The sequence below is a fragment of the Tritonibacter sp. AK171 genome (genome assembly GCF_030127025.1).
Taxonomy (GTDB): domain Bacteria; phylum Pseudomonadota; class Alphaproteobacteria; order Rhodobacterales; family Rhodobacteraceae; genus Epibacterium; species Epibacterium mobile.
On sequence record NZ_CP126134.1, the window covers coordinates 2,395,711 to 2,418,726 of the forward strand.

Consider the following 23,016-nt stretch of genomic DNA (forward strand, 5'->3'; position numbering starts at 1 on the left):
AGGACCGGAAAGTTCCAAACCACCATGGCACTCGAACTCAGATCCGTGACCAAGCGCGTGGGCGGTGATCTCCATATAAAGGAGACGTCGCTGACGTTAGAACCCGGTCACTTTAACGTCCTTCTGGGCGCCACCGGGTCAGGAAAGACCTCTCTTATCAAGATGATGGCCGGGCTTGACCCGATTGCCTCCGGCACGGTCCTGATGGACGGGCAGGATGTGACCCGCCTCAGCACGCAAAAGCGCAATATCAGCCTCGTGCATCAGTTTTTCATCAACTATCCGCATATGACGGTCTACGACAACATCGCTTCACCGCTGAAGGTCGCGGGCATGGCCAAGTCGGAACTGGACGACCGCGTGCAGGAAGCCGCGAAAATCCTGCAACTGACCCCGATGCTGCACCGCCGCCCGCATGAGCTTTCTGGTGGCCAGCAGCAGCGCACCGCGCTGGCCCGCGCCATCGCCAAGGAAAGCCGCGCGGTGTTCCTGGATGAACCGCTGGCGAACCTCGACTATAAACTTCGCGAGGAGCTGCGCGACCAGCTGCCCGAACTCTTTGCAGGTCGTGGTGCCGTGGTGGTCTATGCAACCTCCGAACCCGAAGAGGCGCTGCTCTTGGGTGGCAAGACCGCCCTGATGCGGGATGGGCGCGTCAGCCAATTCGGCCCCACCGCCGAGATCTACCGCAATCCCGAAAACGTAGAGGCCGCGCGGGTCTTCTCAGACCCGCCGATCAACACCGCCACGATCACCAAGCAAGGCTTTGAAGCACGCCTCGGCGATGACGTTCGTTGGACCCTCGACGGTGCTGCCGCAAGCCTGCAGGATGGCACCTACACCATCGCCATTCGCCCGCACCACGTGGTGCCGGTGGCCGAGGCCGCCGGTCTGGTCAAGCTCAACGGCCGCGTCCAAGTGACCGAGCTTTCGGGTTCTGAGAGCTCCGCGCATTTCGACCTTGCCGCCTCCGGGCAGGAAACCTCCTGGGTGTCGCTCAGCCATGGCGTGCACCCCTACGAGGTCGGTGAACTGCATGATTTCTATATGGATCCTCGGGCGGCCTATGTCTTTGCCCCCGACGGCTCCCGCGTGGCGTGAGGCGAAAAGATGGCTAAGATTACCCTGTCCAAACTGCGGCACAGCTACCTGTCCAATCCCAAATCCGACAGCGACTACGCGCTGAAGGAGATCGACCTCGACTGGAACGACGGCGGTGCCTATGCGCTACTCGGCCCCTCCGGTTGTGGCAAATCCACCCTCTTGAACATCATTTCCGGCCTGCTGGTGCCCTCCGAGGGCCAGATCCTGTTTGATGGCAAGGACGTGACCAAACTGCCCCCGGACCAGCGCAATATCGCGCAGGTGTTCCAGTTCCCGGTGATCTACGACACCATGACCGTCTACGACAACCTCGCCTTCCCGCTGCGCAATCGCGGCCGCGACGAGGCCACCGTCGAACAGCGCGTCATGGCGATCGCCGAGATGCTCGAGGTCACCGAGATGCTGGGCCAAAAGGCCGCCGGCCTCAGCCCCGACAACAAGCAGAAGATCTCGATGGGGCGTGGCCTCGTGCGCGAGGACGTCAATGTGGTGATGTTCGACGAACCGCTCACCGTGATCGACCCGCATCTGAAGTGGAAGCTGCGCTCCAAGCTCAAGGAACTGCACCAGCGCGTCAAGGCGACGATGATCTACGTCACCCATGACCAGACCGAGGCGCTGACCTTTGCCGATCAGGTGGTGGTGATGCAGCTGGGCGAAGTGGTGCAGATCGGCACGCCGGTCGAGCTGTTCGAACGCCCGGCGCATACTTTCGTCGGCCACTTCATCGGCTCGCCGGGCATGAACATCATCCCCTGCTCCTACGACGGCAGCGCCAGAATCGAAGGCCAGCCCGTCGCCTTGGAAGGTCCCGTGCGCGGCACGCCCGCCGGCCAGTCCGAAATCGGCATCCGCCCGGAGTTTGTCTCGCTCTCTGATACCGGCCTGCCCGCCACGGTCACCAAGGTTTCCGATGTGGGCCGCCATACGGTCGTCGAATGCGACTGCCTCGGCCACAAGGTGAACGCCGTGATCGAGGAAGGCGCCGCGCCGCAAAAGGGCGACAGCACCCACCTCGCCTTCCGCCAAGACCAGACCCGGCTTTATGTCGACGGCTGGCTCGCCACTGACCCGGAGTAACAGCAAATGAAAACCGAAAACCAAAAAGCATGGTTCTTTGTGCTGCCGGTCCTGCTGCTGGTGGCCTTCAATGCCCTGATCCCGATGATGACCGTCGTCAACTACTCCGTGCAGGAGACCTTTGGCGACAACGTCTTCTTCTGGCAAGGCCTTGATTGGTTCGAACAGATCCTGCGCTCGGACCGCTTCCACGCCGCCCTTGGTCGGCAGTTCCTGTTCACCTTCCTGATCCTCATCATCGAAGTGCCGCTCGGTATCGCCATCGCCCTTTCGATGCCGCGCAAAGGGTTCTGGGTGCCCGTGTGCCTCGTCCTGATGGCGCTGCCGATGCTGATCCCATGGAACGTGGTCGGCGCGATGTGGAACATCTTCACCCTGCCCGACATCGGCCTTCTGGGCTATTTCCTGAACCACACGCTGGGCATCAACTATGATATGACGCAGGACCCGATTGCGGCTTGGGTGACTATTATCACCATGGACGTCTGGCACTGGACCTCGCTGGTGGTGCTCCTGTCCTACGCCGGTCTCGTATCGATCCCTGATGCCTATTATCAGGCGGCCAAGATCGACGGCGCGTCCAACTGGTCGGTGTTCCGGTACATCCAGCTGCCGAAGATGAAGACCGTCCTCACCATCGCCATCCTGTTGCGGTTCATGGACAGTTTCAACATCTACACCGAGCCGTTTGTGCTTACCGGCGGTGGCCCCGGCAACTCCACCACGCTCTTGTCGATCGATCTCGTGAAGATCGCGCTCGGGCAGTTCGACCTCGGCCCCGCCGCCGCGATGTCGCTCATCTACTTTGCAATCACGCTTCTGGTCAGCTGGCTGTTCTACACGCTGATGACCAAAGACGATCAGAACTAAGGGAGGGACCTGATATGCAGAAACGATCTATCGTCCCCATCGTCTATATCTTGTTCCTCATGCTGCCGATCTACTGGCTGGTGGCGATGAGCTTCAAGACAACCAATGAAATCCTCTCCGGCTTTTCGCTGTTTCCGCAAACCTTCACGCTGGAAAACTACCAAGTCATCTTCACCGATCCGACTTGGTACTGGGGCTATATCAACTCGATCCTCTATGTGTCGGTGAACACGGTAATCTCTGTGGCAGTGGCGCTGCCTGCGGCCTATGCCTTCTCGCGCTACCGCTTTCTGGGCGACAAGCAGCTGTTTTTCTGGCTGCTCACCAACCGGATGGCGCCTGCAGCGGTCTTCGCCCTGCCCTTCTTCCAGCTCTATTCAGCCGTGGGTCTCTTTGACACCCATCTCGCGGTGGCGCTGGCGCATTGCTTGTTCAATATTCCGCTGGCGGTTTGGATCCTTGAGGGCTTCATGGGCGGCGTGCCAAAAGAACTGGACGAGACGGCCTATGTGGACGGCTACTCCTTCCCGCGCTTCTTCGTGTCGATCTTCCTGCCTGCCATCAAGGCCGGCGTCGGCGTCGCGGCCTTCTTCTGCTTCATGTTCTCTTGGGTCGAGCTGCTCTTGGCCAAGACCCTGACGGCAGTTGCGGCAAAACCCATCGCCGCCACCATGACCAAGACCGCATCCTCCGCAGGCTACGAGCTGGGCCTGCTGGCGGCAGCGGGTACACTGACCATTATTCCGGGCGCAATCGTGATCTATTTCGTCCGCAACTACATCGCGAAGGGCTTCGCGATGGGGAGGGTTTGATATGCTGAGCTGGATGGCCTGGACCTGGCCCACCGCCCTTGTATTCATTGGGATCTTCTCCGCCATCGGCGTGCTGATCCTGCTGGAAATCCGCGCCCCCGGTGGAGACGCCCGCAAGGGTATCCTCGGCCTCACAACCACACGTGGCGACCGGTTGTTCATCAGCCTCCTGGGCACGTCCTACATCTTTCTCGCGTGGCTGGGGCTGGTCGGCATGCCGCTCTGGACCCCTCTGGGCCTCGCAATCGCATGGGGGATCTTCTGCTTCTGGAAGGTGTAGACCACCAGTGGGTCAAGGGGGCCGCAGGCCCCGCCCACCGGACGGCTTGCCCTTGACGCGCCACAAAAGAACAAACTCAAAAACGGTCCTGAGGGCAAACCTGCCCCTCAGGGCTATCTCAGCAAGCCAAATCAAAGGTCTGCGCCAGTTGCGTCCGCTGCAACAAGGCCATCGCCTCTCTCCCAGCGAGAAATCGGCGCGCGGAAGCGCACAATTTAACAACCCTGAGGGCACGCCTCACGCATCTTCTAAAAAAATAGTTTTCGAATTCCCGGAAATCCCCTACCCTCGCCCTTGATCGCAAACAGATCACCGTGGCTTCTCCCCGGTCGCGGCCCGAACAGCAAAGCTTGGACATATGCGCAAGAAACAGCACCACTCCCTTCTGACCGAGGTCGAACTCGAATTCATGACCGTGGTCTGGGAGCTGGAACAAGGCTCCGTGCGTGACATCCTTGCCGAACTGAACACAGTACAAGAGCGCGCCTATACTTCTGTCGCTACGGTGCTCAAGATCATGGAGCAAAAGGGCTTTTTGACCAGCGAACGGGTTGATCGTTCCCTCGTCTACCGTCCTGCAATTCCCAAGACCGAGTATCAGAAAACGTCGCTCAAGAACTTGTCGAGCAAGCTCTTCAACGGTGCACCCGCCGCCCTCGTGGCGCGGTTGGTCGATGACGAGGACATCACCGATGCCATGCTCGAAGAAATGCGGGCCTTGCTGAACGAAAGGCTGGGGGACAATGAAAGCTGATGCGCTTCTGAACGCTTATATCGATCTGAACCTTCTGGTTTGCGCAGGCGCGCTGCTCTGGCTCGCCGCACGTTACCTGATGCGACGAACGTCCCTTGCGACGTCCTATGGACCGCAACTGCATTTGCTGAATGGGATGACTGTGCTGCTGGCCGCGACACCGATTTTGGTTCTGGCGCTCAACGCCAGCGGCATTGGTAATCCCCCCACTCTCTCCGATGTACTTGTCGCGCAGTACCTGCAAGGCAATGTCAGCATGTCCGCAGTACAGTTTGAGTCCATGATCGGGATGCGTGAGGATTTGGTCCGTGATCTCAGCACTGGCACAGCACTGTGGAGCCAGCTCGTAAGCGCATTCATCCTCGTCGGCACCACGATCTCAGTGCTTCTGCTTTGCACCGCAATCCTGCGCCTGCGCCACGCACTTGCATCAGCGTATCGGTGGAAGCGCATCGGTCGCGTGGACCTTCTTCTCAGTGACGATACAGCGGTTGCATACTCCACCCGCGGCCTGTTTCGTCGCTATGTCGTTCTGCCGACCTCGCTTTTGAATGATTCACGCGATTTGCGCCTTACACTTGCGCATGAGCTGCAACATTTTCGCCAGCGTGATGTTGAGACTGCCTTTTTGATGGAATGCCTGCGACCGCTTCTGTTCTGGAACCCCGCCTATTACCTGTGGCGCCGCGATATGCGGGCGGTGCGGGAATACGCCTGCGATCAGGCGCTCAGCAGCAGAGGGCGCTTTGACTTGCGGAGCTATTGCGAATGCCTGATCCGCGCGACCGAACGCGCCCGCAAGTCTCCGGTGTTTCTCAGTTCCCGCAGCCCCTCTGTTGCCCTGCTGGAGCGTCGGGAAATCCATCACACGCCCATTCTCGCGCGCAGGATTATTGCCGTAACCGAACAGCGCCGCCACGAACACCAAAGCCTGGTCTGGGGCGGCGTGTCTGCGGCCATTGCCTGCGCCGTAATTGCGACCGCGTTTTTGATCCAGCGCCCCGGAGATTGGAGTCACGATCGCCTCATGCTGTCGACCGTTGTTAATCTGGAACGCATGGCACATCGCAACACTGGTCAGACGGGTGTATCGGCCTGGAGCAGTTCCGTCTTGGTGCCTCTGGATCGCTGAGTTTCGCATCTCGCCTCGCGCCCATTCCAAAGCAAGCCAACGTACACCGCCCCATACCAAGCCGTTGATTTAACAACCGTCGCAGAAATTTCAAAAAACGCCTTGTCTCTCTGCGCACTGCCACATATACGGATCAGCGGAGACGTGGCCGAGTGGTCGAAGGCGCTCCCCTGCTAAGGGAGTAGGCGGGAAACCGTCTCGAGGGTTCGAATCCCTTCGTCTCCGCCATCACACCTATTTCTATTATTATCAATTAATTAGGTGTTGGCATTGACCAATGAAAGCCGCACCGGAGCTTATCCAAGCCGTGCCTGCCCTTCGTCGGCCCTCCTGAAATCAGAAAAAACTTCTGAGCAGCGGCTGAGCTTGCAAATTCGGAACAGTTCTTATCCCCTGCCACTGTCGGTTCACGGCTGTAGAGTTTTCTTCCGTAACCCCGTTCTTCGCAACACATGTCAAACAGAGCGATTGCCCGTGGGGCATGCCAATGAGCGTCGAACAGCATCTCATGCGTTTGCAGCGGATAAGCCCGCACCAAGAACGCCCGACTGTGTGACAGTTTGATATGCGCGACCTGAAGCTTGACCCGCTCACCGCAAATATTGGCCCAGTCTTCACTCCAATCGAACTGGAAAGCTACGCCGGGCTCGTACACCAAAGGCACGTAGGTGCCGCGTCCAGTTGTCTACTCAGCGCGGTGCCGATCGTCACGCCGAGCCCGAGCGAAAGCCTCGACGCGTTCATAGGGGCCGTCATATCCCAGCTTCACCAGATCAGCATGCATTTGCTTGATTGTGCGCCACTCATTGCGTAGCTTCCGGGTTTGGACTAGAAGCCAAGCAGACAACCGATCCGCAGCTTGCTTGGACGTTTCGGCGTCTTGAACTTCGGCTCCGCCGCGCCTTCCCGCAGATAATTCTTGATGGTGTTGCGAGACAAGCCCGTCCGCCGGGAGATCTCGCGTATCGGCATTTTGTCACGCAATGCCCAGCGTCTGGTAACACTCAAAAATCCCATGTCGATCACTCCAAATCTCACCAACCAAAACCGTCGGGGCAATGTGTTCACATGGGTCAATTCTTAGTGACAATCAACATTCATAGATGGCTTCCAAGCAGTTCAGCCTAACGGCGTTACGCCGTGCGGAATCGAAGTGTTGAGCGGCGCGCTTGAGGGCGCTCAGTCCATTTGATGTGTTAAGATCAATTCCTTGGCAGGTAGAGAAGGTTCGACGTCAGACCCATCCCTTCCGCCAGATTCCCCGACATTTTCCGGGTCGGGCATCCAATTCGCCTACATATTCTGAGTTTGACAGATTGTCATAACATTTGGCCCGACGCTCTCAGTGAACGTGTGGGATAGAATGAGGGTTAAGATATGGACAGTTCATCTTTTCCTGAAACAGAGCTGCGCGTGAAGGCCGGGCCGCACGTTGAGTAGAGCTGAACGCGGCGCTTGTTCGCAAGGCTGGTCGCGGTCGGCACGCCGATGGCGGCGGCCCATAAGCAACAAGCCTTCGAAACGAATTTCCCTCGAGAAAAACCGAGGCATCGCTTAAGCGCTCTCGATTGTGTCCGCGAAGTTCTGAACGTCTACGCTACAGGAGCACTCCGCTCCCCCGCTGCCTCAGATCTCAGTCTTTACGACCAAGGTTCAGTGTATGCTCGCGCAGCCACGCCATAAAGCCACGTGGATCACTGTGTAGTCGCTCCATCTCCTGATCCGTCAATGGCTCCCCCACAACAGGCGCTTGCGGTTTATTACAGGAGCGCACGATCTCATGCAGGAGAAGGCCTTGGCGCAGGATTGGCGAGACTTGACACGCAATCTGATAGGCTCGGGAATTTCGCCCCGGAAAGAACATCGGAACGACCTTTGCACCTGAGCGTCGGATGAGCTGTGCTGTGAAGACATTCCATTCGCGCTCTACAGCGGGGCCCCACCAGCTGTCGGATGACATCACGACGCCTGACGGGAACAACGCCACGACACCACCTTCCTTCAGGTGGGCCATTGCCTTGGCGCGCATCTCGACCATTTTGCGTTGGGCGTCAGGGTCATGAGGGAACGGAACCGGGATCATGAAGGAGGTCGCCGCCTCATCCAATCCGGTTAGAACAGAGCGTGTTAAAATGCGGTAATCCTGACGCCGCCGGCCAATCAGGTCAGCAAAGATCATGCCATCGACCATCCCATGCGGGTGGTTGGCCACAACCACAACAGGCCCTGTCTCCGGAATATTGTTGATCTGCTCTTGCGGGGTTTTCAGTTCAATGCCCATCACATTGAGTGCACCGCGCCAGAATTTGTTCCCGCGATAGTCAGCATTGCGGGCTTCAAACTTTGACACCATCCGTAGAATGGTGAATTTCCCTGTCAGCCATTCCAGCGTGCGGATCGCCAGAGACGTCCAGCGATCATCGAAGGAATTCGCATAGGTCAGCGTGCGCCGGTCATAGACTTCAACCGTAGACGCCCCTTTAGGCTCCTGCGGCGTGATGCCGGAATCATTATCGTGCGCGGTGTCAGCCACTTTCACCTGTCCCGTCTTTTTGGACCGTTCCGCCAGATTAGTAGCCTTCGCCGAACTTGTCAGCCACCAAGGCCTCTACGGCAGAAGCCAGCGCGTCAGCATCCGGTCCCGAGGTTTCGACGTCAATAGTCGTTCCCTTCGACGCTGCCAACATCAAAAGCCCCATGATACTGTCTCCGGAGGCCGACATTCCGTCTTTGATCACCTCAGCGGAGGCATCAAAGCCTTCGACGACCTCAACCAACTTGGCCGACGCGCGCGCATGCAGACCCTTTTCATTCACAATCTTGAGCGTTTTTCGAGCCATTGATTATGCCACGCCCCCTTCAGGGTTCACATTTTGAGAATTGATATACTTACGTCCGGCTTCCATCGCATGACGCACCGCATCCGCCACCGGCAAATGACGTGACTTCGCCAGCTTAATCAGCATGGGAAGATTGGCCCCGTAGAGGATGCGCCGGTTCGCAGGGGCGCAGGCACGCAGGCTAAGGTTCGAGGGACTGCCGCCGAAAAGATCGGTCACCACCACAACGCCATCGCCAATGTCGACAGAGTTGGCGGCGGCACAGATTTCATCTTGCTTGGCATCGCGGTCGTCTTCCGGGCCGATGGCGATTGCCATCAGCGCAGGCTGACGCCCAACTACATGTTCTACGGCGGCCAGGTATTCCTTGGCCAATCCGCCGTGTGCGACGATCACGATCCCGATCAAGGGCATTCTCTCACTTCAATTGCTGGCCAAGCAGCTCGCGGTGCCTAATTGACACCTGCTGCCCCTCGCGTGCAAGGGCCTTTGCCAAGGTTTCCGCCAAAGTGACGGAACGGTGTTGCCCGCCTGTGCAGCCAAAGGCAATCGAAAAATGCGATTTACCTTCTTCGCGATAGGCTGGCAGCAACATCAGGGTCAAATCGAGCACGCGGTCGAAAAAGCCCTGATACCGCGCGTCCTTCATGACGTAATCCTGCACTTCTTTATCTTGCCCGTTATGCGCACGCAGTTCCGGCTCCCAGTAGGGGTTTGCGAGAAAGCGGCAATCAAACACCATATCGACACTGCGCGGAATGCCGCGTTTGTAGGAAAAACTGTGCAGGGCCACAGCAAGAGTGCGCCCTTTCGGCGCAAAGAGGCGCTCTACCTCTGCACGCAGCTGGTGCACATTCAGGTCTGAAGTATCGATCACAACATCAGAACGCTCCCGGATCATCCGCATCAAATCCAGTTCACGGGTTACGCCCAGCTCTGGGCTTTCTGCGGGGGACAACGGGTGACGGCGACGTGTCTCGGAGAAGCGACGCAACAGAACATCTGCCTGTGCATCGAGATAGAGAACCGTGGTTTTAATCCCCTGCCGCGCCTTGAGCATGTCGATCAAATCGACCATCGCCTCGGTAGAAAAATCCCGATTGCGTGGATCAAGCCCCAGAACAAGCGGTCGATCGGCACCACCGGCATTCACCAAGGCAGGCACAAGGCGCAGAGGCAAATTGTCGATGGCCTCGAAATCGAGATCCTCCAGCACGTTAATAGCCGTGGTGCGCCCGGCGCCCGATGGACCGGTCACCAGCACCAGTGGCGGCTGGGGCGCAATGGCGCTAACGGAGTTTTGGCTCTCCTTCGGGGTCAATTGCTCCACCTTTCAGGTATTGAATCAGGGCTGCCGGAAAATAATCGCCATCCACGCGGTTTAATCTTGGCAGCGTAACGCCGAGTATCTGCCCCTCTAGGTGGCGTGGAAGCCGTGCGGTTTCAAGCTGCCCCATATCGACGATGACGTGGAGTTGTACCTCCGTCACAACATCCGCGCGCAGAATACCAACACCGCGCGCCTCAATAAGGCCGCAAATCGCGGCAGGTGCGCGTGCCAGCAGGCGTTTTCCCACGCGGCGTACCTCTGTTCGATCGTCTGCGACCAAGCTCGCCCCGCGCGCCATCAACTCCAGTGCCAATGCCGATTTCCCACTGCCTGAGGGGCCGCAAATGAGAACGCCGCGCCCATCGAGCGCGACGCAACTGGCGTGTAGAGTTGTATTGTCGGGTGTGGGAGGAGCCACCGGATCAGACCGGCAGCCCGACCACGAAACGCGCACCAAGGGGTTCTGACGTCAGGTCGGCCTCTGTTGGACGAATGTTTTCGGCCCAAATCACGCCACCGTGCGCTTCTACGATTTGCTTGGAAATCGCCAGACCGAGACCCGAGTTGTTGCCGAAATGCTCATCCGGGCGCTGGGAATAGAATCGTTTGAACACCTTGGACAGCGCCTGTTCTGGAATGCCGGGGCCTGTGTCCTCGACCACCACCAAAACGCGATTGTCGCGACGCCGCGCCCAGACGCGAATGGCGTCACCTTCTTCGCAGAAGGAAATCGCATTGGTGATCAGGTTGACAAAGACCTGCGCCAACCGGGCCTCGAGGCCGCGGATCAGGATTGGCTCATTGGGCAGTTCGGCAATATAGTCGATGCCCTTGCTACGCGCATCTTCGCCCAGATACTGGTTCAAGTTGCCGAGCATGTTGAGGAGGTCAAAGTCCTCTTCGTCTTCTTTCACCAGTTCCGCATCCAGTCGCGACGCGTTGGAGATATCACTCACCAACCGGTCAAGACGACGCACATCATGTTCAATCACTTCCATCAGCTTCTCCCGCTGGTCCTCTCGATGAACCATGCGCAGCGTGCCGACCGCAGACTGCAAACTGGCTAGAGGATTCTTGATCTCATGTGCCACATCAGCTGCAAATTGTTCGTTACTATCGATACGATTATATAGCGCTTTTACCATACCACGCAGCGCGCGGCTCAATCGTCCGATCTCATCAGGGCGCGCCGAAAGGTCCGGAATGCGAATGCGACCGGGCTTTACCTTGTCATCGTCGCGGTCCTTACCAAGCTCTGCCGCCTCAGCCAAATCGGCAAGAGGATTAGCGATTGTCGATGCCAAAACGAGGCTGAGGCCGATAGACACCATCAAAGCCACAATAAACATCTGCAACACGCGCTCGCGCTCGATACGCACCAAACGGTCGATCTCGCCGGTGGCAGAGGTCATCAACAACACGCCAGCCGCCTTACCTTGCTGCAGGATCGGCGTGGCTGCTGCATAAACTGTACCGCCTGCGCTATCCGGTACGGCCCCCACTTGCGTGCCATCTGTTAGCGAACGCTGGATGAGATCCTTTAGCTGAGGTTCCGACAGTTCGATCTCAGCTGCGGTGTGCTCCGGCGCGCTCTGGCCGCCAACTGCTGACCAAATGGCCTTGAGCGTATCGGTGATGAGAGTGCGCCCACCTTCATTGTCGTTCAGGCGGTTCAGCGCATCTGCCCGCATGATACCTTTTTGCTGATCAAGCAAAGTAAGAGAGGTATCAAAAACAAAAATCTCCACACCACCGCGCAACGAGATGTTGTCGAGCATGCGCGAGATGCCTTCTTGGCTTGCGGTGACGCCAACTGAGCCGCCCTCAGGCAGTTGCGCCTCCAGCACATCAGTCGCCAGCATCGCCTCAGACACAAGTGTACCCAGTCGCTGATACACAAGACTCTGTCGCGCGGAGTTCAGATAGAGAATTCCGGAAACCAGAATGATTAGAGCGATCAAATTGAAGGTGATGATCTTACGTGTCAACGGGGAGCCGCGTAGCGAAAACCAGCCACGCCGCGCCCGTTTGGCCCGCATTTCACGCCCAACGGTTTGTTCTGGCGCAACCCAGTCGTCGCCCAGAACCAGCTCTCCGTCCCGGCCTGCATTCCGGCCCGTCTGCCGGTGAGTGTCGGTCATGCTATTGTCGCGCATGCGCGCATGCCTCCGCCAAAGCCCCCGAAAACCGGGAACTTATTCTTCATTATAGCGGTAGCCGATCCCATAAAGGGTCTCGATCGCCGCGAAATCTGCATCAGCACTGCGCATCTTCTTGCGCAGACGCTTGATATGACTGTCGATGGTCCGGTCATCCACATAGACCTGATCATCGTAGGCCACATCCATCAGCTGGTCACGGCTTTTGACAAATCCGGGGCGTTGGGCCAGCGCCTGCAGCAGCAAGAATTCGGTCACGGTCAAGGATACATCCTGACCTTTCCAGCTGACCGCATGGCGCAGCGGATCCATTCGCAGGTGTCCGCGCTCCATCACCTTGGTTTCTGGCGCAGTGCCGACCTCATCGGTGGCGACCGCCTCCTGCCGACGCAAGAGCGCGCGGATGCGTTCCACCAGAAGACGTTGGGAAAACGGTTTTTTGACGTAGTCGTCCGCCCCCATGCGCAGACCCAGAACCTCGTCGATCTCATCATCTTTTGAGGTGAGGAAGATCACCGGCATCTGGGTTTTCTGGCGCAGGCGCTGCAACAGATCCATGCCATCCATACGCGGCATCTTAATATCCAGCACCGCCATATCCGGCAGTCGTTTATTAAAGGCGTCTAGCGCCGCCTGTCCGTCATTATAAGTTTCGACTTCGAACCCTTCGGCCTCCAGTGTCATAGACACCGAGGTCAGGATGTTCCTGTCGTCATCGACCAAAGCAATCTTTGACATCGAACTTGCCCTTATCTGCTCATTATTCGTTTGTTTTATGCCCTTTGTCGCTTGGAAGACGGCACGAATCAATCCCTGATTAACGAATCAGGCAAAACTTTGGCGTTCATTGACGCAAAAATACCTTATCAACTGTTAAAGACAGCCATGTGAAACACCGATGGCGGCGCTGTGAAACACCTCTGTTCACTATGGGAAACTTTTGGTGGCGCTAAAGGTTTGCATGGTTGCGCTAACTACCTGAAACCATCCTGTTCATTCTGCAAAACCTCATGTTAAGACCGCCTGCATGAGTGCTAATGTTGCGCTCCGGTGCCCTATGGCGCAGCCTTTGATCTATGCGGTCCCTGTCACAGCTACAGCGCAATCAGCAGGGCCGACACCAGGAGAGACACAAGATGACATCTGGACGGGTAAACCCGAACTTCCGCCTCGAGGATCAGGGAATAGAGGGTCTGGGCAATGTCTATTACAACCTCATGGAACCGGCCCTTGTGCAGGAAGCACTGAGCCGCGGCGAAGGCAGCCTCGGCAAGGGCGGCGCCTTCCTCGTGACCACCGGGAAATTCACCGGTCGCTCCCCGAAGGACAAACATGTTGTAAAGACCGACTCTGTTGCCGACACCATCTGGTGGGAAAATAACGCCGAGATGAGCGCAGAGGGCTTTGATGCGCTCTATGCCGATATGGTCGAGCATATGAAGGGTCGTGACTACTTTGTGCAGGATCTCGTCGGTGGTGCGGACCCGGTCCACGCGATCAACGTGCGCATGGTAACTGAACTGGCATGGCACAGCCTGTTCATCCGCCATCTGCTGCGTCGCCCCGACCGCGAAGATCTGGATGATTTCACTTCTGATTTCACCATCATCAACTGCCCGTCCTTTCAGGCAGACCCGAAAAAGCACAACTGTCGGTCCGAGACCGTCATCGCGCTGAACTTCGACCGTAAGCTGATCCTGATCGGCGGCACCGAATATGCGGGCAAGAACAAGAAATCCGTTTTCACTCTGCTGAACTACCTGCTGCCGGAAAAAGGCATCATGCCGATGCACTGTTCTGCCAACCACGCCAAGGGCAATCCGGTCGACACCGCCGTGTTCTTCGGCCTCTCCGGCACCGGCAAGACCACCCTGTCAGCAGACCCCGACCGCGTGCTGATCGGCGATGACGAGCACGGCTGGGCGTCCAACGGCACCTTCAACTTCGAGGGTGGTTGCTACGCCAAGACCATCAACCTCAACCCCGAGGCGGAGCCCGAGATCTACGCCACCACCGAGAAATTCGGCACCGTGATCGAGAATATGACTTTCGATCCGGAAACCTTCGATCTCAACTTTGATGATGACAGCCTGACCGCCAACATGCGCTGTGCCTACCCGCTGCATTACATCTCCAATGCCTCCGAGTCGGCGCGTGGCGGCCATCCGAAGAATATCATCATGCTGACCTGTGATGCCTTTGGCGTGTTGCCTCCGATTGCGCGACTGACGCCTGCGCAGGCGATGTATCACTTCCTGTCCGGTTTCACCTCCAAGGTGGCCGGGACCGAGCGTGGTGTGACCGAACCGGAGCCGACCTTCTCCACCTGCTTTGGTGCGCCCTTCATGCCGCGCCGCCCAGAGGTTTATGGCAACCTGCTGCGCGAGAAGATCGCCGCCCACGGCGCGACCTGCTGGCTGGTGAATACTGGTTGGACCGGCGGCGCCTACGGCACCGGCTCGCGGATGCCGATCAAAGCCACCCGCGCCCTGCTGACCGCAGCGCTGGACGGCTCGCTCGCCAATGCAGAGTTCCGCAAGGATCCGAATTTCGGCTTTGATGTGCCGGTGGCTGCGCCGGGCGTGGCCGAAGTGCTTCTCGATCCGCGCCGCACTTGGGATGACAAGGCCGCCTATGACACGCAGGCTGAAAAACTGGTTCAGATGTTCTCTGACAATTTTGAACAGTACCTGCCCTACATCGACGAAGATGTAAAAGCGGCTGCGATCTCCTGATCCAACTTCGACCTTGAGAATAAAAAGCCCTCGCCTTTGCGGGGGCTTTTTCGTTCCCGCGCATAAAAAAGGTCAGGCGGCGATTTCTGCCTCTTAGCGGCTGGCAGGTACCGATTGAATGACCTCCGCCACCCTGCCCGCGATGATCCGGCTGGCTTTTGGCGAGGGATGGATACGATCCACGGCGTGAAAGCTCAGATCGCCATAGGGGACCAAGTCAGCAGCAGGAAGGAAGGTCACACTGGTATCGCCCTCTGCCAGCCTCATTAGGCGTGCGTCCAGCGCATCGCCTTCGTCACGGCAGTTCTCGATCGGCGATGACCGGCCCGGCGTGCGCAAGTACCCCAGCAGGATCACACGCGCGCCGTCCTGCCGGATGCGTGTGACAAGTTCGGGGAAAACCCCTGTCTGGGCATCTGCGGAAATCAGCTTATCCATCTTTCGGTCGCACTGACCGCAGCCGCACCCCAACCACAGATCGTTGCCGCCGCCATTCAGGATCACCCAGTCCCAATTGCCAGCGCGATATTGTTTCGGGATCGACAGACCCGCTGCACCGCTGATCGGCAGGCGATAGATCATCCGCGCGCCCGATACAGAGCGATCTACAACCGGCTCCCCGAGCACATCAGAGACAACATCCGGGATCGACTGCCCGCCAAGGCTGTTCCACGCCATCATGGAATCGCCCATGGCAAGAATGCGGGCCTCGCGCCCAACGGGGCTGTCGCCGCAGGCGGTGAGAAAGAACAGGCTGAGGAGAAGGAAGCGCATCATACCGGAGCGATATCACAGATCTCGCCAGATGCGCCGGGCAATTTGACGAAAATTCTCGCCCTCCCCACGGGAGGGCGCAGTCCTGTAGGCTGTTCCCTAGGCCAACAGCCGTCGCGCGATCACCTGCGCTTGGATCTCTGCTGCACCTTCAAAGATATTCAGAATGCGCGCATCACACAGCACTCGCGAGATCTTATACTCAAGCGCAAAGCCATTGCCGCCGTGGATCTGCAAACCGTTGTCTGCAGCAGCCCATGCCACACGCGCACCAAGGAGCTTTGCCATACCGGCCTCAAGGTCGCAGCGGTGGCCGTTGTCTTTCTCCCAGGCTGAGAAATACGTGAGCTGCCGTGCCACCATGACCTCGACCGCCATCATCGCCAGCTTCGACGACACCCGGGGGAAGTTGATCAGCGCCTTGCCGAATTGTTTGCGATCCTGAGCGTATTGCATGGCAATATCGAGCGCCGATTGCGCCACGCCAATGGCCCGTGCCGCAGTCTGAATGCGCGCGCTCTCAAAGGTCTCCATCAATTGCTTGAAGCCCTTGCCTTCCTCGCCACCCAACAGGTTTTCACCCTTCACATGGAATCCGTCAAAGCCCAGCTCGTATTCTTTCATGCCGCGATAGCCGAGCACCTCGATCTCACCACCCGTCATCCCGTCGGTCGGGAACAGATTATCCTCTGTTCCCGGCGTTTTCTCAGCGAGGAACATGCTAAGACCGCGATGGTCGGTTGTCTCCGGATCGGTCCGCGCCAAGAGTGTCATCACATGGGTCCGCGCCGCATGGGTGATCCATGTCTTATTGCCGGTAATTTTGTAGTCACCATTGTCATCCTTGACCGCGCGGGTGCGCAGAGAGCCGAGGTCAGACCCCGTGTTTGGCTCGGTGAAAACAGCGGTCGGCAGGATCTCCGCGCTGGCAATTTTGGGCAGCCAGTTCGCTTTTTGGGCATCGGTGCCACCGGCGAGGATCAACTCGGCGGCAATCTCAGAACGGGTACCAAGGCTGCCGACTCCGATATAACCGCGTGAAAGCTCCTCGGAGACCACGCACATCGAGGCCTTGGATAGACCAAAACCGCCGAATTCCTCGGGTATAGTCAGGCCAAAGACGCCCATCTCCGCCAGTTCTTCGATCACCTCAATCGGGATCAATTCGTCCTTGAGGTGCCAGTCATGTGCAAAAGGTTCGACCTTTTCCTGAGCATAGCGGCGGAATTGATCTCGGATCATCTCCAGCTCGTCGTCCAGCCCTGATGCTCCGAACATGGTGCTACCAGCTTGCTGCTCCATCAATTCGACCAGACGCACACGCGCTGCCTGCGTATTGCCGGACTGCGTCAGCGTCATCACCGCAGGTGCCATCATCGCGCGCTGGTCGTCCTGGCTGAGGCCCAGATCCTGCAGGCGCAGGACTTCGCCCTGGTTCATCTGAATGCCACCGTAGATCTGCCAGAGGTATTCACCAAAGGCGATCTGGTGGATCAGCTGTTCCATCTCACCAAACTTACCCTCGCCCGAGAGCGCCTCGGCCCAGCGGTGCATCTGACGCAGAGAATAGACATACGTCGCCAACCACGCGAGGCCGTGGGCGGCGTATTGGTGCTGTTCCACCAGCGCACCAGAAACACGGCCGCCATCGCTGACAGTTTCGCGAACCCGCGAGGTTGCGATCTCGAGCAGCTGATCCAGAGGCGCGAGTGCGCTTTGTGTCAAAGCCAGCAAATCCGGCAGCAGCGGCGTGGTAGGTTTCATATCCTGTCCGTCCAATTGTCCGTCGTGGGGCATGAGTGCCATCCTCCTCAGAGCTTGCCCTGTGATAGGCCACTTTGCACTTGCAGCGCAATATTAAATCTCAAACAGCACTCGTATCGTTCAATAATTACTCGCTCGTTTTTGCAGTGCAGCACCCGTTGGTTGTGCTAAACGCAAGGATATGACTGATCTCATTCCCTTTCTCGCGCCCGCTGGATTCGTGCTGGCCTTCGCCGTGGCATTGGTTGCTGGCACGATCAAAGGCCTCGTTGGCTTTGCCATGCCGATGATCATGGTCTCGGGCCTCAGCTCTATCATGGCGCCTGACCTCGCATTGGCAGGGCTGATTCTGCCCACTTTGGTCACCAATGGGTTTCAGGCGCTCAAACAAGGACCGGGTGCGGCTTGGGAGTCGATCAAGCGCTTTCGGGCCTTTTTGCTGGTGGGCGGGCTGTTTCTCATGATGAGCGCGCAGATGGTACGGGTATTGCCTGCGCAGGTGATGCTGTTGATTATTGGCGCACCAATCACGCTCTTTGCGGTGACGCAACTATTGGGTAAGCATCTGGTTTTGCATGAGGCCTCGCGCCGAGTGGAGATTGGCATCGGAGCGTTTGCAGGGTTCATCGGTGGCTTTTCTGGCATCTGGGGGCCGCCAACGGTTGCGTATCTGACTGCTCTTGGCACTGAAAAGAAAGAGCAGATGCGTATTCAAGGCGTCATCTACGGCCTTGGCGCAGTGGTGCTGTTTTTTGCCCATATCGGCTCTGGCGTGATGCGCAGCGAGACACTGCCATTTTCCGTTTTGATGATTGTGCCTGCGCTGATGGGCATGTGGATTGGTGGCAGGCTACAGGACCGCATTGATCAAAAAACCTTCCGCCGAGCCACACTGTTCGTTCTGCTGATTGCCGGCCTCAACCTGCTGCGCCGCGCCTTGGTGGGTTGAGCGGATGCCCTTGGGTCTCAGTTCGCGCCTCAGTGCCAGTCAGATCGCAACCGGCACGATTGCGGTCTCTGTTTTGGTGCTTGCGCTAAAACTTGGCGCTTGGGCGCTGACCGGATCGGTCGCGCTTTTTTCCGACGCGATGGAAAGCCTCGTGAACGTGTCGGCAGCGGTGCTGGCATGGTTTGCAATCCGCTATGCAGAGCGCCCGGCCGATGATGGGCACCCGTTTGGGCACCACAAGGCCGAGTATTTCTCTGCAGTGATCGAGGGGATCATGATTATCCTCGCCGCCGTTTTGATCCTGCATCAGGCGGTTGTCGCTCTGGTCTCGGGGGCCTCTGCGAACCTCACACCTGTCGGATTGGCTGTGAACGCATTGGCGCTAATGGTAAACCTCGGCTGGGCTCAGGTGTTGCTGCGAGCAGGCGGGCGCCTGAAATCTCCGGCGTTTGTCGCAGGTGGCCGACACCTGATGAGCGACGTCTGGACCTCCACCGGTGTGATGGTCGGACTGGTGTTGGTGCTGGCAACCGGCTGGCACATCCTGGATCCAATCCTTGCCTTGCTGGTTGCGGTAAACATCCTCCGCGAGGGGCTTCATGTGGTCTCTGACTCGGTGGATGGGCTCATGGACAAGGCCGCCTCCCCCGAAGAACAGGAGAAAATTGCCGCCGTCATCCTTGGCTCTGGCGGCGGTGCACTGCAAATCCACGACATCAAAACCCGGCGCGCAGGCAAGGCGATTTTTGTGGAGTTTCACATGGTAGTGGACGGCGACATGTCTGTAGCGGAAAGCCACGACATCTGCGACCGATTGGAAGAAGAGATCGAAGCCGCCCTGCCCGGTGTTCATGTGACAATACATGTCGAGCCGGACAACAAGCTGGAAGAAGATGGGATTGAACCCACGGCTTTGTAAAAGCGAAAAGCGGGGCCATCAGCCCCGCCAAACATTCGCTATGTCATGACCGCGTGGCCAATGCGCGCAATTGTGTCATCAAATCCGCAAGCGTTTTGGCATAGAGATCGCTGGTGAGCGTGCCCGTCTCATCGAATTCCTTGCTGGACCCCGCCAGATGCACCTCCGGCCCTGGCAGAACATTTGCGCGAAAGGGCACCATGAAACCGCGCAGGATCATCTGAGCACGCTCCCCACCTGCACGCCCCGCTGCCGCAGACATCACGGCCACGGGCTTGTCGGCCCAGGGGTTGCCCTCGGTGCGGCTCACCCAATCCAGCGCATTCTTCAACACACCTGACGGTCCCTTGTTATACTCCGGCGTCGAGATGACCACCGCATCAGCGCGCGCAATTTGGTCTGCCAGCGCTTGAACAGCGGCGGGTATACCATCGGCCTCTTCAGCGTCGCCATCATAAAGCGGCAGGTTCAGTTCGCCCTCGATGACCTCTGCAGGTCCAAAGAGCCGAGCGGCCTCTCTGGCCAGTTTGCGGTTGGTCGCCTCCTTGCGGAGAGAGCCTGAAATAATAAGCAACACAGGATCAGCCATCATTCGGTCCTTTCAATTTATCAATCTCGCTCACAAAGCTAGGGCGTGCCTGTCCGCGAACAAAGGCCGACCACCGCAGACGGGCTGTGCACCTTTACACAAGCGATGCGAAATAACGAAAAAAGGCCGCGCTCTGGGCGCGGCCTTGGGATTTTGTTCGTGCGACTGGGCTTAGCTCGCCTGCGGGATGATGACAATCTCCACCCGGCGGTTGCGCGCTTTTCCCTCTGCCGTCAGGTTGCTGGCGACAGGCTGATCCTCGCCACGACCGATGATGCGCATACGGTTGTAAGAAACACCCCCGGCAGCAATTTCATCGGCGACCGCATTGGCCCGACGTTCAGACAGGGAATAGTTATAGGACGCAGCACCATCGCTGTCGGTGTGACCGATCACTTGAACCACACTGCCCGGATAGCGCTGCAAGCTGCCTGCAACCTTGCGCAGATCGCTCCGCACCACCGAGGAAATCGCAGAACTATCGGTGGCAAAGGTCAGATCATTGGGCAGCGAGACAATCAGACGATCGCCGGTGTTCACAATGGAAATCGAGTCGTTATCGAGGCTTTGACGCAGCTCAGCCTCTTGCTTGTCCAACTCTCGCCCGATCAAGCCGCCAGCCAGTGCGCCGACGGCAGCGGTGCCGATGATGGTCTCTGCTTTGTCGTCATCCGAGGTCGCCGCACCGATGCCTGCACCAATCAGGCCACCTATGATGGCCCCGTTCTGAGAGCGGTTGATACCGCCGGGCGCACCATAGGAGGCAGGATCGTCACAAGCGCTCAGCGCCACGGCAGCGGCCAGCACGCCAAGGGCGGGGATTTTTGCAAAAGACATACGTAGTTTACCTTTTCTTCCTCAAACCTGTCTTTTATCGCCCGCGTTTTCTGTTCGCGGGCGGAGACGTTGTGTGTAGATATTGTGCGCATCGCCGCGCGCAGCAAGCGTGCAGGCATCGCGTTCGGCGGATTGCCGCGCAACCCAACTCGCAAAGCGGCGGGCTAGGTTACGCCTTGTAAACAAACGTGTCGCGTTCTTGTTCCCGCCACAGCTTGCGCAACAGCGCGGCTTCGTGTGTGAAATGGGCCTCCAGCAAGTCAGCAGACATCATCCGGTCCGTGCGGAAATGCCGAAAGCCGCTGCGCAGCTCGCACCACGCCGCAAGCAGCGTGCAATCGATGTGATAGATCAACGCCAAGGGGCGCAGGATGCGCTCGCTCTGCTCTCCGGCCTCATTCACATAGACCAATTGCAGCTTCTGGGCGCTGCGGACCGCCTGGCGCAAGATCGCCTTGGACACACAGCCATTGTCGGGGTCATCAAGCGGCGCACCATAAGGGGCAACCTGCAGCCACTCGGCGCTGGCGTGGACATCGCATATCTTGCGCCCAACCCGTGCCGCCGCCTGCTGTAGCGCGCCATCCCCCGTGCGCATCAACATCGCAAGCCCGACATGCAGCGCCTCGATTTCTTCTTCATCGAAGTTGAGCGGCGGCAGATCATACCCCTTGCGCAGCATATAGCCGATCCCCGCCTCTCCCTCGACGGGCGTGCGCATCGCCTGAAGCGCGGCAATATCGCGGTAGATCGTACGCTTTGAGACCTCAAGCTGAGCGGCAAGATCCTCGGCCCGAACCGGCGCAGGGGCCGCGCGCAGGATCTGGATCAATTCAAACATCCGATTGCTGCGGGTCATGACACCTCCGGTGATGCAGATGGGCGGGCACATACCGTGACACCCTGCTGCCATCCTAGCATGCCCCACTGACAACAGGGTGTCAGCAGCGATTTGCTTTTCTCAGAGGGTCACATCACACCCAATGGAGTCTGCTCATGTCGTCTTATGATTGGATCGCGCTTGTCACCCTCGGCTTGGATCGCTGGAATGAGCCTGCCCCACCGCGCACCGCTTATGAAATTGAGCGCAAAGAAGCTTGGGACAAAGTCGAAGCCCATCTGGCTGCAAAACGCCGCGCCCGCCGCAAAGCGCTTTTGCAGAGCATAAAAAGGGTGCTCACGCGCATGTTCACGCGGCGCTCTCCTGCGCGACCTCCGCGCGGGCGGCCTCAAAAGCCAGCATCGCGCGTTTGACCGGCACGCCCCAGTGGTAGCCGCCCATTTCGCCGCCTTTGCGCAACACCCGGTGACAGGGGATGAGCCAGCTCAGCGGGTTCTTCCCCACCGCCGTTCCCACGGCACGCACAGCACGAGGGTTGTCGATAGCTTCGGCAATCTCGCCATAGGTGGTGGCCTCGCCCTCGGGGATCTGCAGGAGCGCCTCCCAGACCTTGATCTGCAAAGGTGCCCCCATCAGATGCAGCGCAGTATCGCCTTTGCGCGCAAAGGCCACTTCGACCTGTAGGCGCAACGCATCTGCATCCTCGACAAACGCGGCCTTGGGCCAGCGGGCACGCATATCGCTCAAGGCCGTTTCTGCCCCGACCTCGGCCGCGAAGGCCAGACCACACAGGCCTTTTTCAGTGCCCATGGCAAGCGCCAGCCCGAAAGGGCTGTCAAACCAGCCCCAACGCACGGTCAACCCCTCGCCCCGGCGGGCATATTCACCGGGGCTCATGGCCTCCCAACGCACGAATAGATCATGCAAGCGGCCTGACCCGGAAAGCCCGACCGCATGGGCGGTCTCCAACAAGGGCAAATCCTCGCGCAACAGCGACTTTGCATGCCCCAAACGCAGGTATTGCTGATAGCGTTTTGGCGAAACACCCACCCAGGCTGAAAATATGCGCTGAAAATGTGCTGAGCTCATGTCCATGCGGGCCGCCAACTCTTCGAGAGACAGATCCGCCCCATCCGCATCAATGACCTCGATCGCGCGGCGGATCACCCCATAGTGATAAGCCTGTTCGTCCCGCGGCATGGCACTCGTCCTCATTGGTATTCTCTCTACTTTGGCATTGAGATTAG

General features: G+C 58.4%; 23 protein-coding genes, 1 tRNA gene and 1 pseudogene. 11 read left to right on the plus strand and 14 right to left on the minus strand.

The window, feature by feature from the left end; all coding sequences use genetic code 11:
- Nucleotides 1–24 precede the first annotated feature (24 nt).
- The 8 genes from QNI81_RS11155 to QNI81_RS11190 all read left to right on the plus strand — a co-directional run bounded on the left by QNI81_RS11155 (nt 25) and on the right by QNI81_RS11190 (nt 6,260).
- Nucleotides 25–1,101, plus strand: a complete 1,077-nt coding sequence (locus tag QNI81_RS11155) for an ABC transporter ATP-binding protein (protein WP_283966542.1) — start codon at nt 25–27, stop codon at nt 1,099–1,101.
- A 9-nt stretch (nt 1,102–1,110) separates the two neighbouring features.
- The gene (locus tag QNI81_RS11160; protein WP_283966543.1) at nt 1,111–2,184 is read left to right on the plus strand and encodes an ABC transporter ATP-binding protein; all 1,074 of its coding nucleotides are present in this window, start codon (nt 1,111–1,113) and stop codon (nt 2,182–2,184) included.
- Between the two features lie 6 nt (nt 2,185–2,190).
- Nucleotides 2,191–3,054, plus strand: a complete 864-nt coding sequence (locus QNI81_RS11165) for a carbohydrate ABC transporter permease (protein WP_005619837.1) — start codon at nt 2,191–2,193, stop codon at nt 3,052–3,054.
- 14 nt (nt 3,055–3,068) lie between these two features.
- A complete protein-coding gene (locus QNI81_RS11170) occupies nt 3,069–3,866 on the plus strand; it encodes a carbohydrate ABC transporter permease (RefSeq protein ID WP_009178005.1) in 798 nt (265 codons plus the stop codon).
- Nucleotide 3,867: 1 nt separating this feature from the next.
- Complete coding sequence (locus QNI81_RS11175) at nt 3,868–4,146, plus strand: DUF2160 domain-containing protein (protein ID WP_165809800.1); 279 nt, start codon at nt 3,868–3,870, stop codon at nt 4,144–4,146.
- Between the two features lie 358 nt (nt 4,147–4,504).
- Nucleotides 4,505–4,900 carry a BlaI/MecI/CopY family transcriptional regulator gene (locus tag QNI81_RS11180; protein WP_283966544.1) on the plus strand — a complete coding sequence of 132 codons (396 nt, stop codon included), beginning with the start codon at nt 4,505–4,507 and terminating at the stop codon, nt 4,898–4,900.
- Nucleotides 4,890–6,032, plus strand: coding sequence for a M56 family metallopeptidase (locus QNI81_RS11185; protein WP_283966545.1), 1,143 nt, complete (start codon nt 4,890–4,892; stop codon nt 6,030–6,032). Before QNI81_RS11180 ends, QNI81_RS11185 begins: the two co-directional genes overlap by 11 nt.
- A 138-nt stretch (nt 6,033–6,170) precedes the next feature.
- Nucleotides 6,171–6,260, plus strand: a tRNA-Ser gene (locus QNI81_RS11190).
- A 238-nt stretch (nt 6,261–6,498) separates the two neighbouring features.
- Here QNI81_RS11190 and QNI81_RS11195 read toward each other — a convergent pair.
- The 8 genes and pseudogenes from QNI81_RS11195 to QNI81_RS11230 form a co-directional block, all read right to left on the minus strand.
- A pseudogene (locus tag QNI81_RS11195) lies at nt 6,499–7,049 on the minus strand (IS21 family transposase); the annotation flags it as partial.
- A gap of 616 nt (nt 7,050–7,665) precedes the next feature.
- Nucleotides 7,666–8,565, minus strand: a complete 900-nt coding sequence (locus QNI81_RS11200; protein ID WP_172599691.1) for a lysophospholipid acyltransferase family protein — start codon at nt 8,563–8,565, stop codon at nt 7,666–7,668.
- 37 nt (nt 8,566–8,602) lie between these two features.
- On the minus strand, nt 8,603–8,872 hold the full coding sequence (locus tag QNI81_RS11205) for an HPr family phosphocarrier protein (RefSeq protein WP_005619863.1): 270 nt from the start codon (nt 8,870–8,872) through the stop codon (nt 8,603–8,605).
- Nucleotides 8,873–8,875: 3 nt separating this feature from the next.
- Nucleotides 8,876–9,280: a PTS sugar transporter subunit IIA gene (locus QNI81_RS11210; protein ID WP_009177872.1), complete on the minus strand. Its 405-nt coding sequence runs from the start codon at nt 9,278–9,280 to the stop codon at nt 8,876–8,878.
- A gap of 10 nt (nt 9,281–9,290) precedes the next feature.
- A complete protein-coding gene (gene rapZ, locus QNI81_RS11215; protein WP_283966546.1) occupies nt 9,291–10,193 on the minus strand; it encodes an RNase adapter RapZ in 903 nt (300 codons plus the stop codon).
- On the minus strand, nt 10,162–10,620 hold the full coding sequence (locus tag QNI81_RS11220) for an HPr kinase/phosphorylase (RefSeq protein ID WP_283966547.1): 459 nt from the start codon (nt 10,618–10,620) through the stop codon (nt 10,162–10,164). The genes rapZ and QNI81_RS11220 overlap by 32 nt, the downstream gene beginning before the upstream one ends.
- A 4-nt stretch (nt 10,621–10,624) precedes the next feature.
- Nucleotides 10,625–12,358: a sensor histidine kinase gene (locus QNI81_RS11225; protein WP_283966548.1), complete on the minus strand. Its 1,734-nt coding sequence runs from the start codon at nt 12,356–12,358 to the stop codon at nt 10,625–10,627.
- A gap of 39 nt (nt 12,359–12,397) precedes the next feature.
- Nucleotides 12,398–13,099 carry a response regulator transcription factor gene (locus tag QNI81_RS11230; protein ID WP_009177577.1) on the minus strand — a complete coding sequence of 234 codons (702 nt, stop codon included), beginning with the start codon at nt 13,097–13,099 and terminating at the stop codon, nt 12,398–12,400.
- Between the two features lie 398 nt (nt 13,100–13,497).
- Here QNI81_RS11230 and QNI81_RS11235 point away from each other — a divergent pair, with 398 nt between their 5' ends.
- Nucleotides 13,498–15,096 (plus strand): phosphoenolpyruvate carboxykinase, encoded by a 1,599-nt coding sequence (locus QNI81_RS11235; protein WP_283966549.1) that lies wholly within the window; start codon nt 13,498–13,500, stop codon nt 15,094–15,096.
- A 93-nt stretch (nt 15,097–15,189) separates the two neighbouring features.
- On the opposite strand, the gene QNI81_RS11240 is transcribed toward QNI81_RS11235, so the two are convergent.
- Nucleotides 15,190–15,873 (minus strand): SGNH/GDSL hydrolase family protein, encoded by a 684-nt coding sequence (locus QNI81_RS11240; RefSeq protein WP_283966550.1) that lies wholly within the window; start codon nt 15,871–15,873, stop codon nt 15,190–15,192.
- A gap of 96 nt (nt 15,874–15,969) precedes the next feature.
- Nucleotides 15,970–17,667, minus strand: coding sequence for an acyl-CoA dehydrogenase family protein (locus tag QNI81_RS11245; protein WP_283966551.1), 1,698 nt, complete (start codon nt 17,665–17,667; stop codon nt 15,970–15,972).
- A 148-nt stretch (nt 17,668–17,815) separates the two neighbouring features.
- On the opposite strand from QNI81_RS11245, the gene QNI81_RS11250 reads away from it, so the two are divergent.
- Both QNI81_RS11250 and QNI81_RS11255 read left to right on the plus strand, forming a co-directional pair.
- Nucleotides 17,816–18,583 (plus strand): sulfite exporter TauE/SafE family protein, encoded by a 768-nt coding sequence (locus tag QNI81_RS11250; RefSeq protein WP_005619877.1) that lies wholly within the window; start codon nt 17,816–17,818, stop codon nt 18,581–18,583.
- A 4-nt stretch (nt 18,584–18,587) separates the two neighbouring features.
- Nucleotides 18,588–19,502 carry a cation diffusion facilitator family transporter gene (locus QNI81_RS11255; protein ID WP_126137592.1) on the plus strand — a complete coding sequence of 305 codons (915 nt, stop codon included), beginning with the start codon at nt 18,588–18,590 and terminating at the stop codon, nt 19,500–19,502.
- Between the two features lie 43 nt (nt 19,503–19,545).
- Here QNI81_RS11255 and QNI81_RS11260 read toward each other — a convergent pair whose 3' ends face one another.
- The 4 genes from QNI81_RS11260 to QNI81_RS11275 all read right to left on the minus strand — a co-directional run bounded on the left by QNI81_RS11260 (nt 19,546) and on the right by QNI81_RS11275 (nt 22,969).
- Nucleotides 19,546–20,091, minus strand: coding sequence for an NADPH-dependent FMN reductase (locus QNI81_RS11260; RefSeq protein WP_283966552.1), 546 nt, complete (start codon nt 20,089–20,091; stop codon nt 19,546–19,548).
- Between the two features lie 171 nt (nt 20,092–20,262).
- Complete coding sequence (locus tag QNI81_RS11265) at nt 20,263–20,928, minus strand: YiaD family glycine zipper/OmpA-like lipoprotein (protein WP_005619881.1); 666 nt, start codon at nt 20,926–20,928, stop codon at nt 20,263–20,265.
- Nucleotides 20,929–21,097: 169 nt separating this feature from the next.
- A complete protein-coding gene (locus QNI81_RS11270; protein ID WP_005619882.1) occupies nt 21,098–21,787 on the minus strand; it encodes a helix-turn-helix transcriptional regulator in 690 nt (229 codons plus the stop codon).
- A gap of 330 nt (nt 21,788–22,117) precedes the next feature.
- On the minus strand, nt 22,118–22,969 hold the full coding sequence (locus tag QNI81_RS11275; RefSeq protein ID WP_283966553.1) for a methylated-DNA--[protein]-cysteine S-methyltransferase: 852 nt from the start codon (nt 22,967–22,969) through the stop codon (nt 22,118–22,120).
- Nucleotides 22,970–23,016: the final 47 nt, after the last annotated feature.

Bases quoted from the DNA above. Each gene is read 5' to 3' on its own strand.
- QNI81_RS11230 (WP_009177577.1), bottom strand. From the start codon at position 13,099: ATGTCAAAGATTGCTTTGGTCGATGACGACAGGAACATCCTGACCTCG.
- QNI81_RS11185 (WP_283966545.1), top strand. From the start codon at position 4,890: ATGAAAGCTGATGCGCTTCTGAACGCTTATATCGATCTGAACCTTCTG.
- QNI81_RS11165 (WP_005619837.1), top strand. From the start codon at position 2,191: ATGAAAACCGAAAACCAAAAAGCATGGTTCTTTGTGCTGCCGGTCCTG.
- QNI81_RS11160 (WP_283966543.1), top strand. From the start codon at position 1,111: ATGGCTAAGATTACCCTGTCCAAACTGCGGCACAGCTACCTGTCCAAT.
- QNI81_RS11205 (WP_005619863.1), bottom strand. From the start codon at position 8,872: ATGGCTCGAAAAACGCTCAAGATTGTGAATGAAAAGGGTCTGCATGCG.
- QNI81_RS11155 (WP_283966542.1), top strand. From the start codon at position 25: ATGGCACTCGAACTCAGATCCGTGACCAAGCGCGTGGGCGGTGATCTC.
- QNI81_RS11245 (WP_283966551.1), bottom strand. From the start codon at position 17,667: ATGCCCCACGACGGACAATTGGACGGACAGGATATGAAACCTACCACG.
- QNI81_RS11180 (WP_283966544.1), top strand. From the start codon at position 4,505: ATGCGCAAGAAACAGCACCACTCCCTTCTGACCGAGGTCGAACTCGAA.
- QNI81_RS11265 (WP_005619881.1), bottom strand. From the start codon at position 20,928: ATGTCTTTTGCAAAAATCCCCGCCCTTGGCGTGCTGGCCGCTGCCGTG.
- QNI81_RS11270 (WP_005619882.1), bottom strand. From the start codon at position 21,787: ATGACCCGCAGCAATCGGATGTTTGAATTGATCCAGATCCTGCGCGCG.
- QNI81_RS11250 (WP_005619877.1), top strand. From the start codon at position 17,816: ATGACTGATCTCATTCCCTTTCTCGCGCCCGCTGGATTCGTGCTGGCC.
- QNI81_RS11170 (WP_009178005.1), top strand. From the start codon at position 3,069: ATGCAGAAACGATCTATCGTCCCCATCGTCTATATCTTGTTCCTCATG.
- QNI81_RS11260 (WP_283966552.1), bottom strand. From the start codon at position 20,091: ATGGCTGATCCTGTGTTGCTTATTATTTCAGGCTCTCTCCGCAAGGAG.
- QNI81_RS11275 (WP_283966553.1), bottom strand. From the start codon at position 22,969: ATGCCGCGGGACGAACAGGCTTATCACTATGGGGTGATCCGCCGCGCG.
- QNI81_RS11235 (WP_283966549.1), top strand. From the start codon at position 13,498: ATGACATCTGGACGGGTAAACCCGAACTTCCGCCTCGAGGATCAGGGA.
- QNI81_RS11255 (WP_126137592.1), top strand. From the start codon at position 18,588: ATGCCCTTGGGTCTCAGTTCGCGCCTCAGTGCCAGTCAGATCGCAACC.
- QNI81_RS11175 (WP_165809800.1), top strand. From the start codon at position 3,868: ATGCTGAGCTGGATGGCCTGGACCTGGCCCACCGCCCTTGTATTCATT.
- QNI81_RS11225 (WP_283966548.1), bottom strand. From the start codon at position 12,358: ATGCGCGACAATAGCATGACCGACACTCACCGGCAGACGGGCCGGAAT.
- QNI81_RS11240 (WP_283966550.1), bottom strand. From the start codon at position 15,873: ATGATGCGCTTCCTTCTCCTCAGCCTGTTCTTTCTCACCGCCTGCGGC.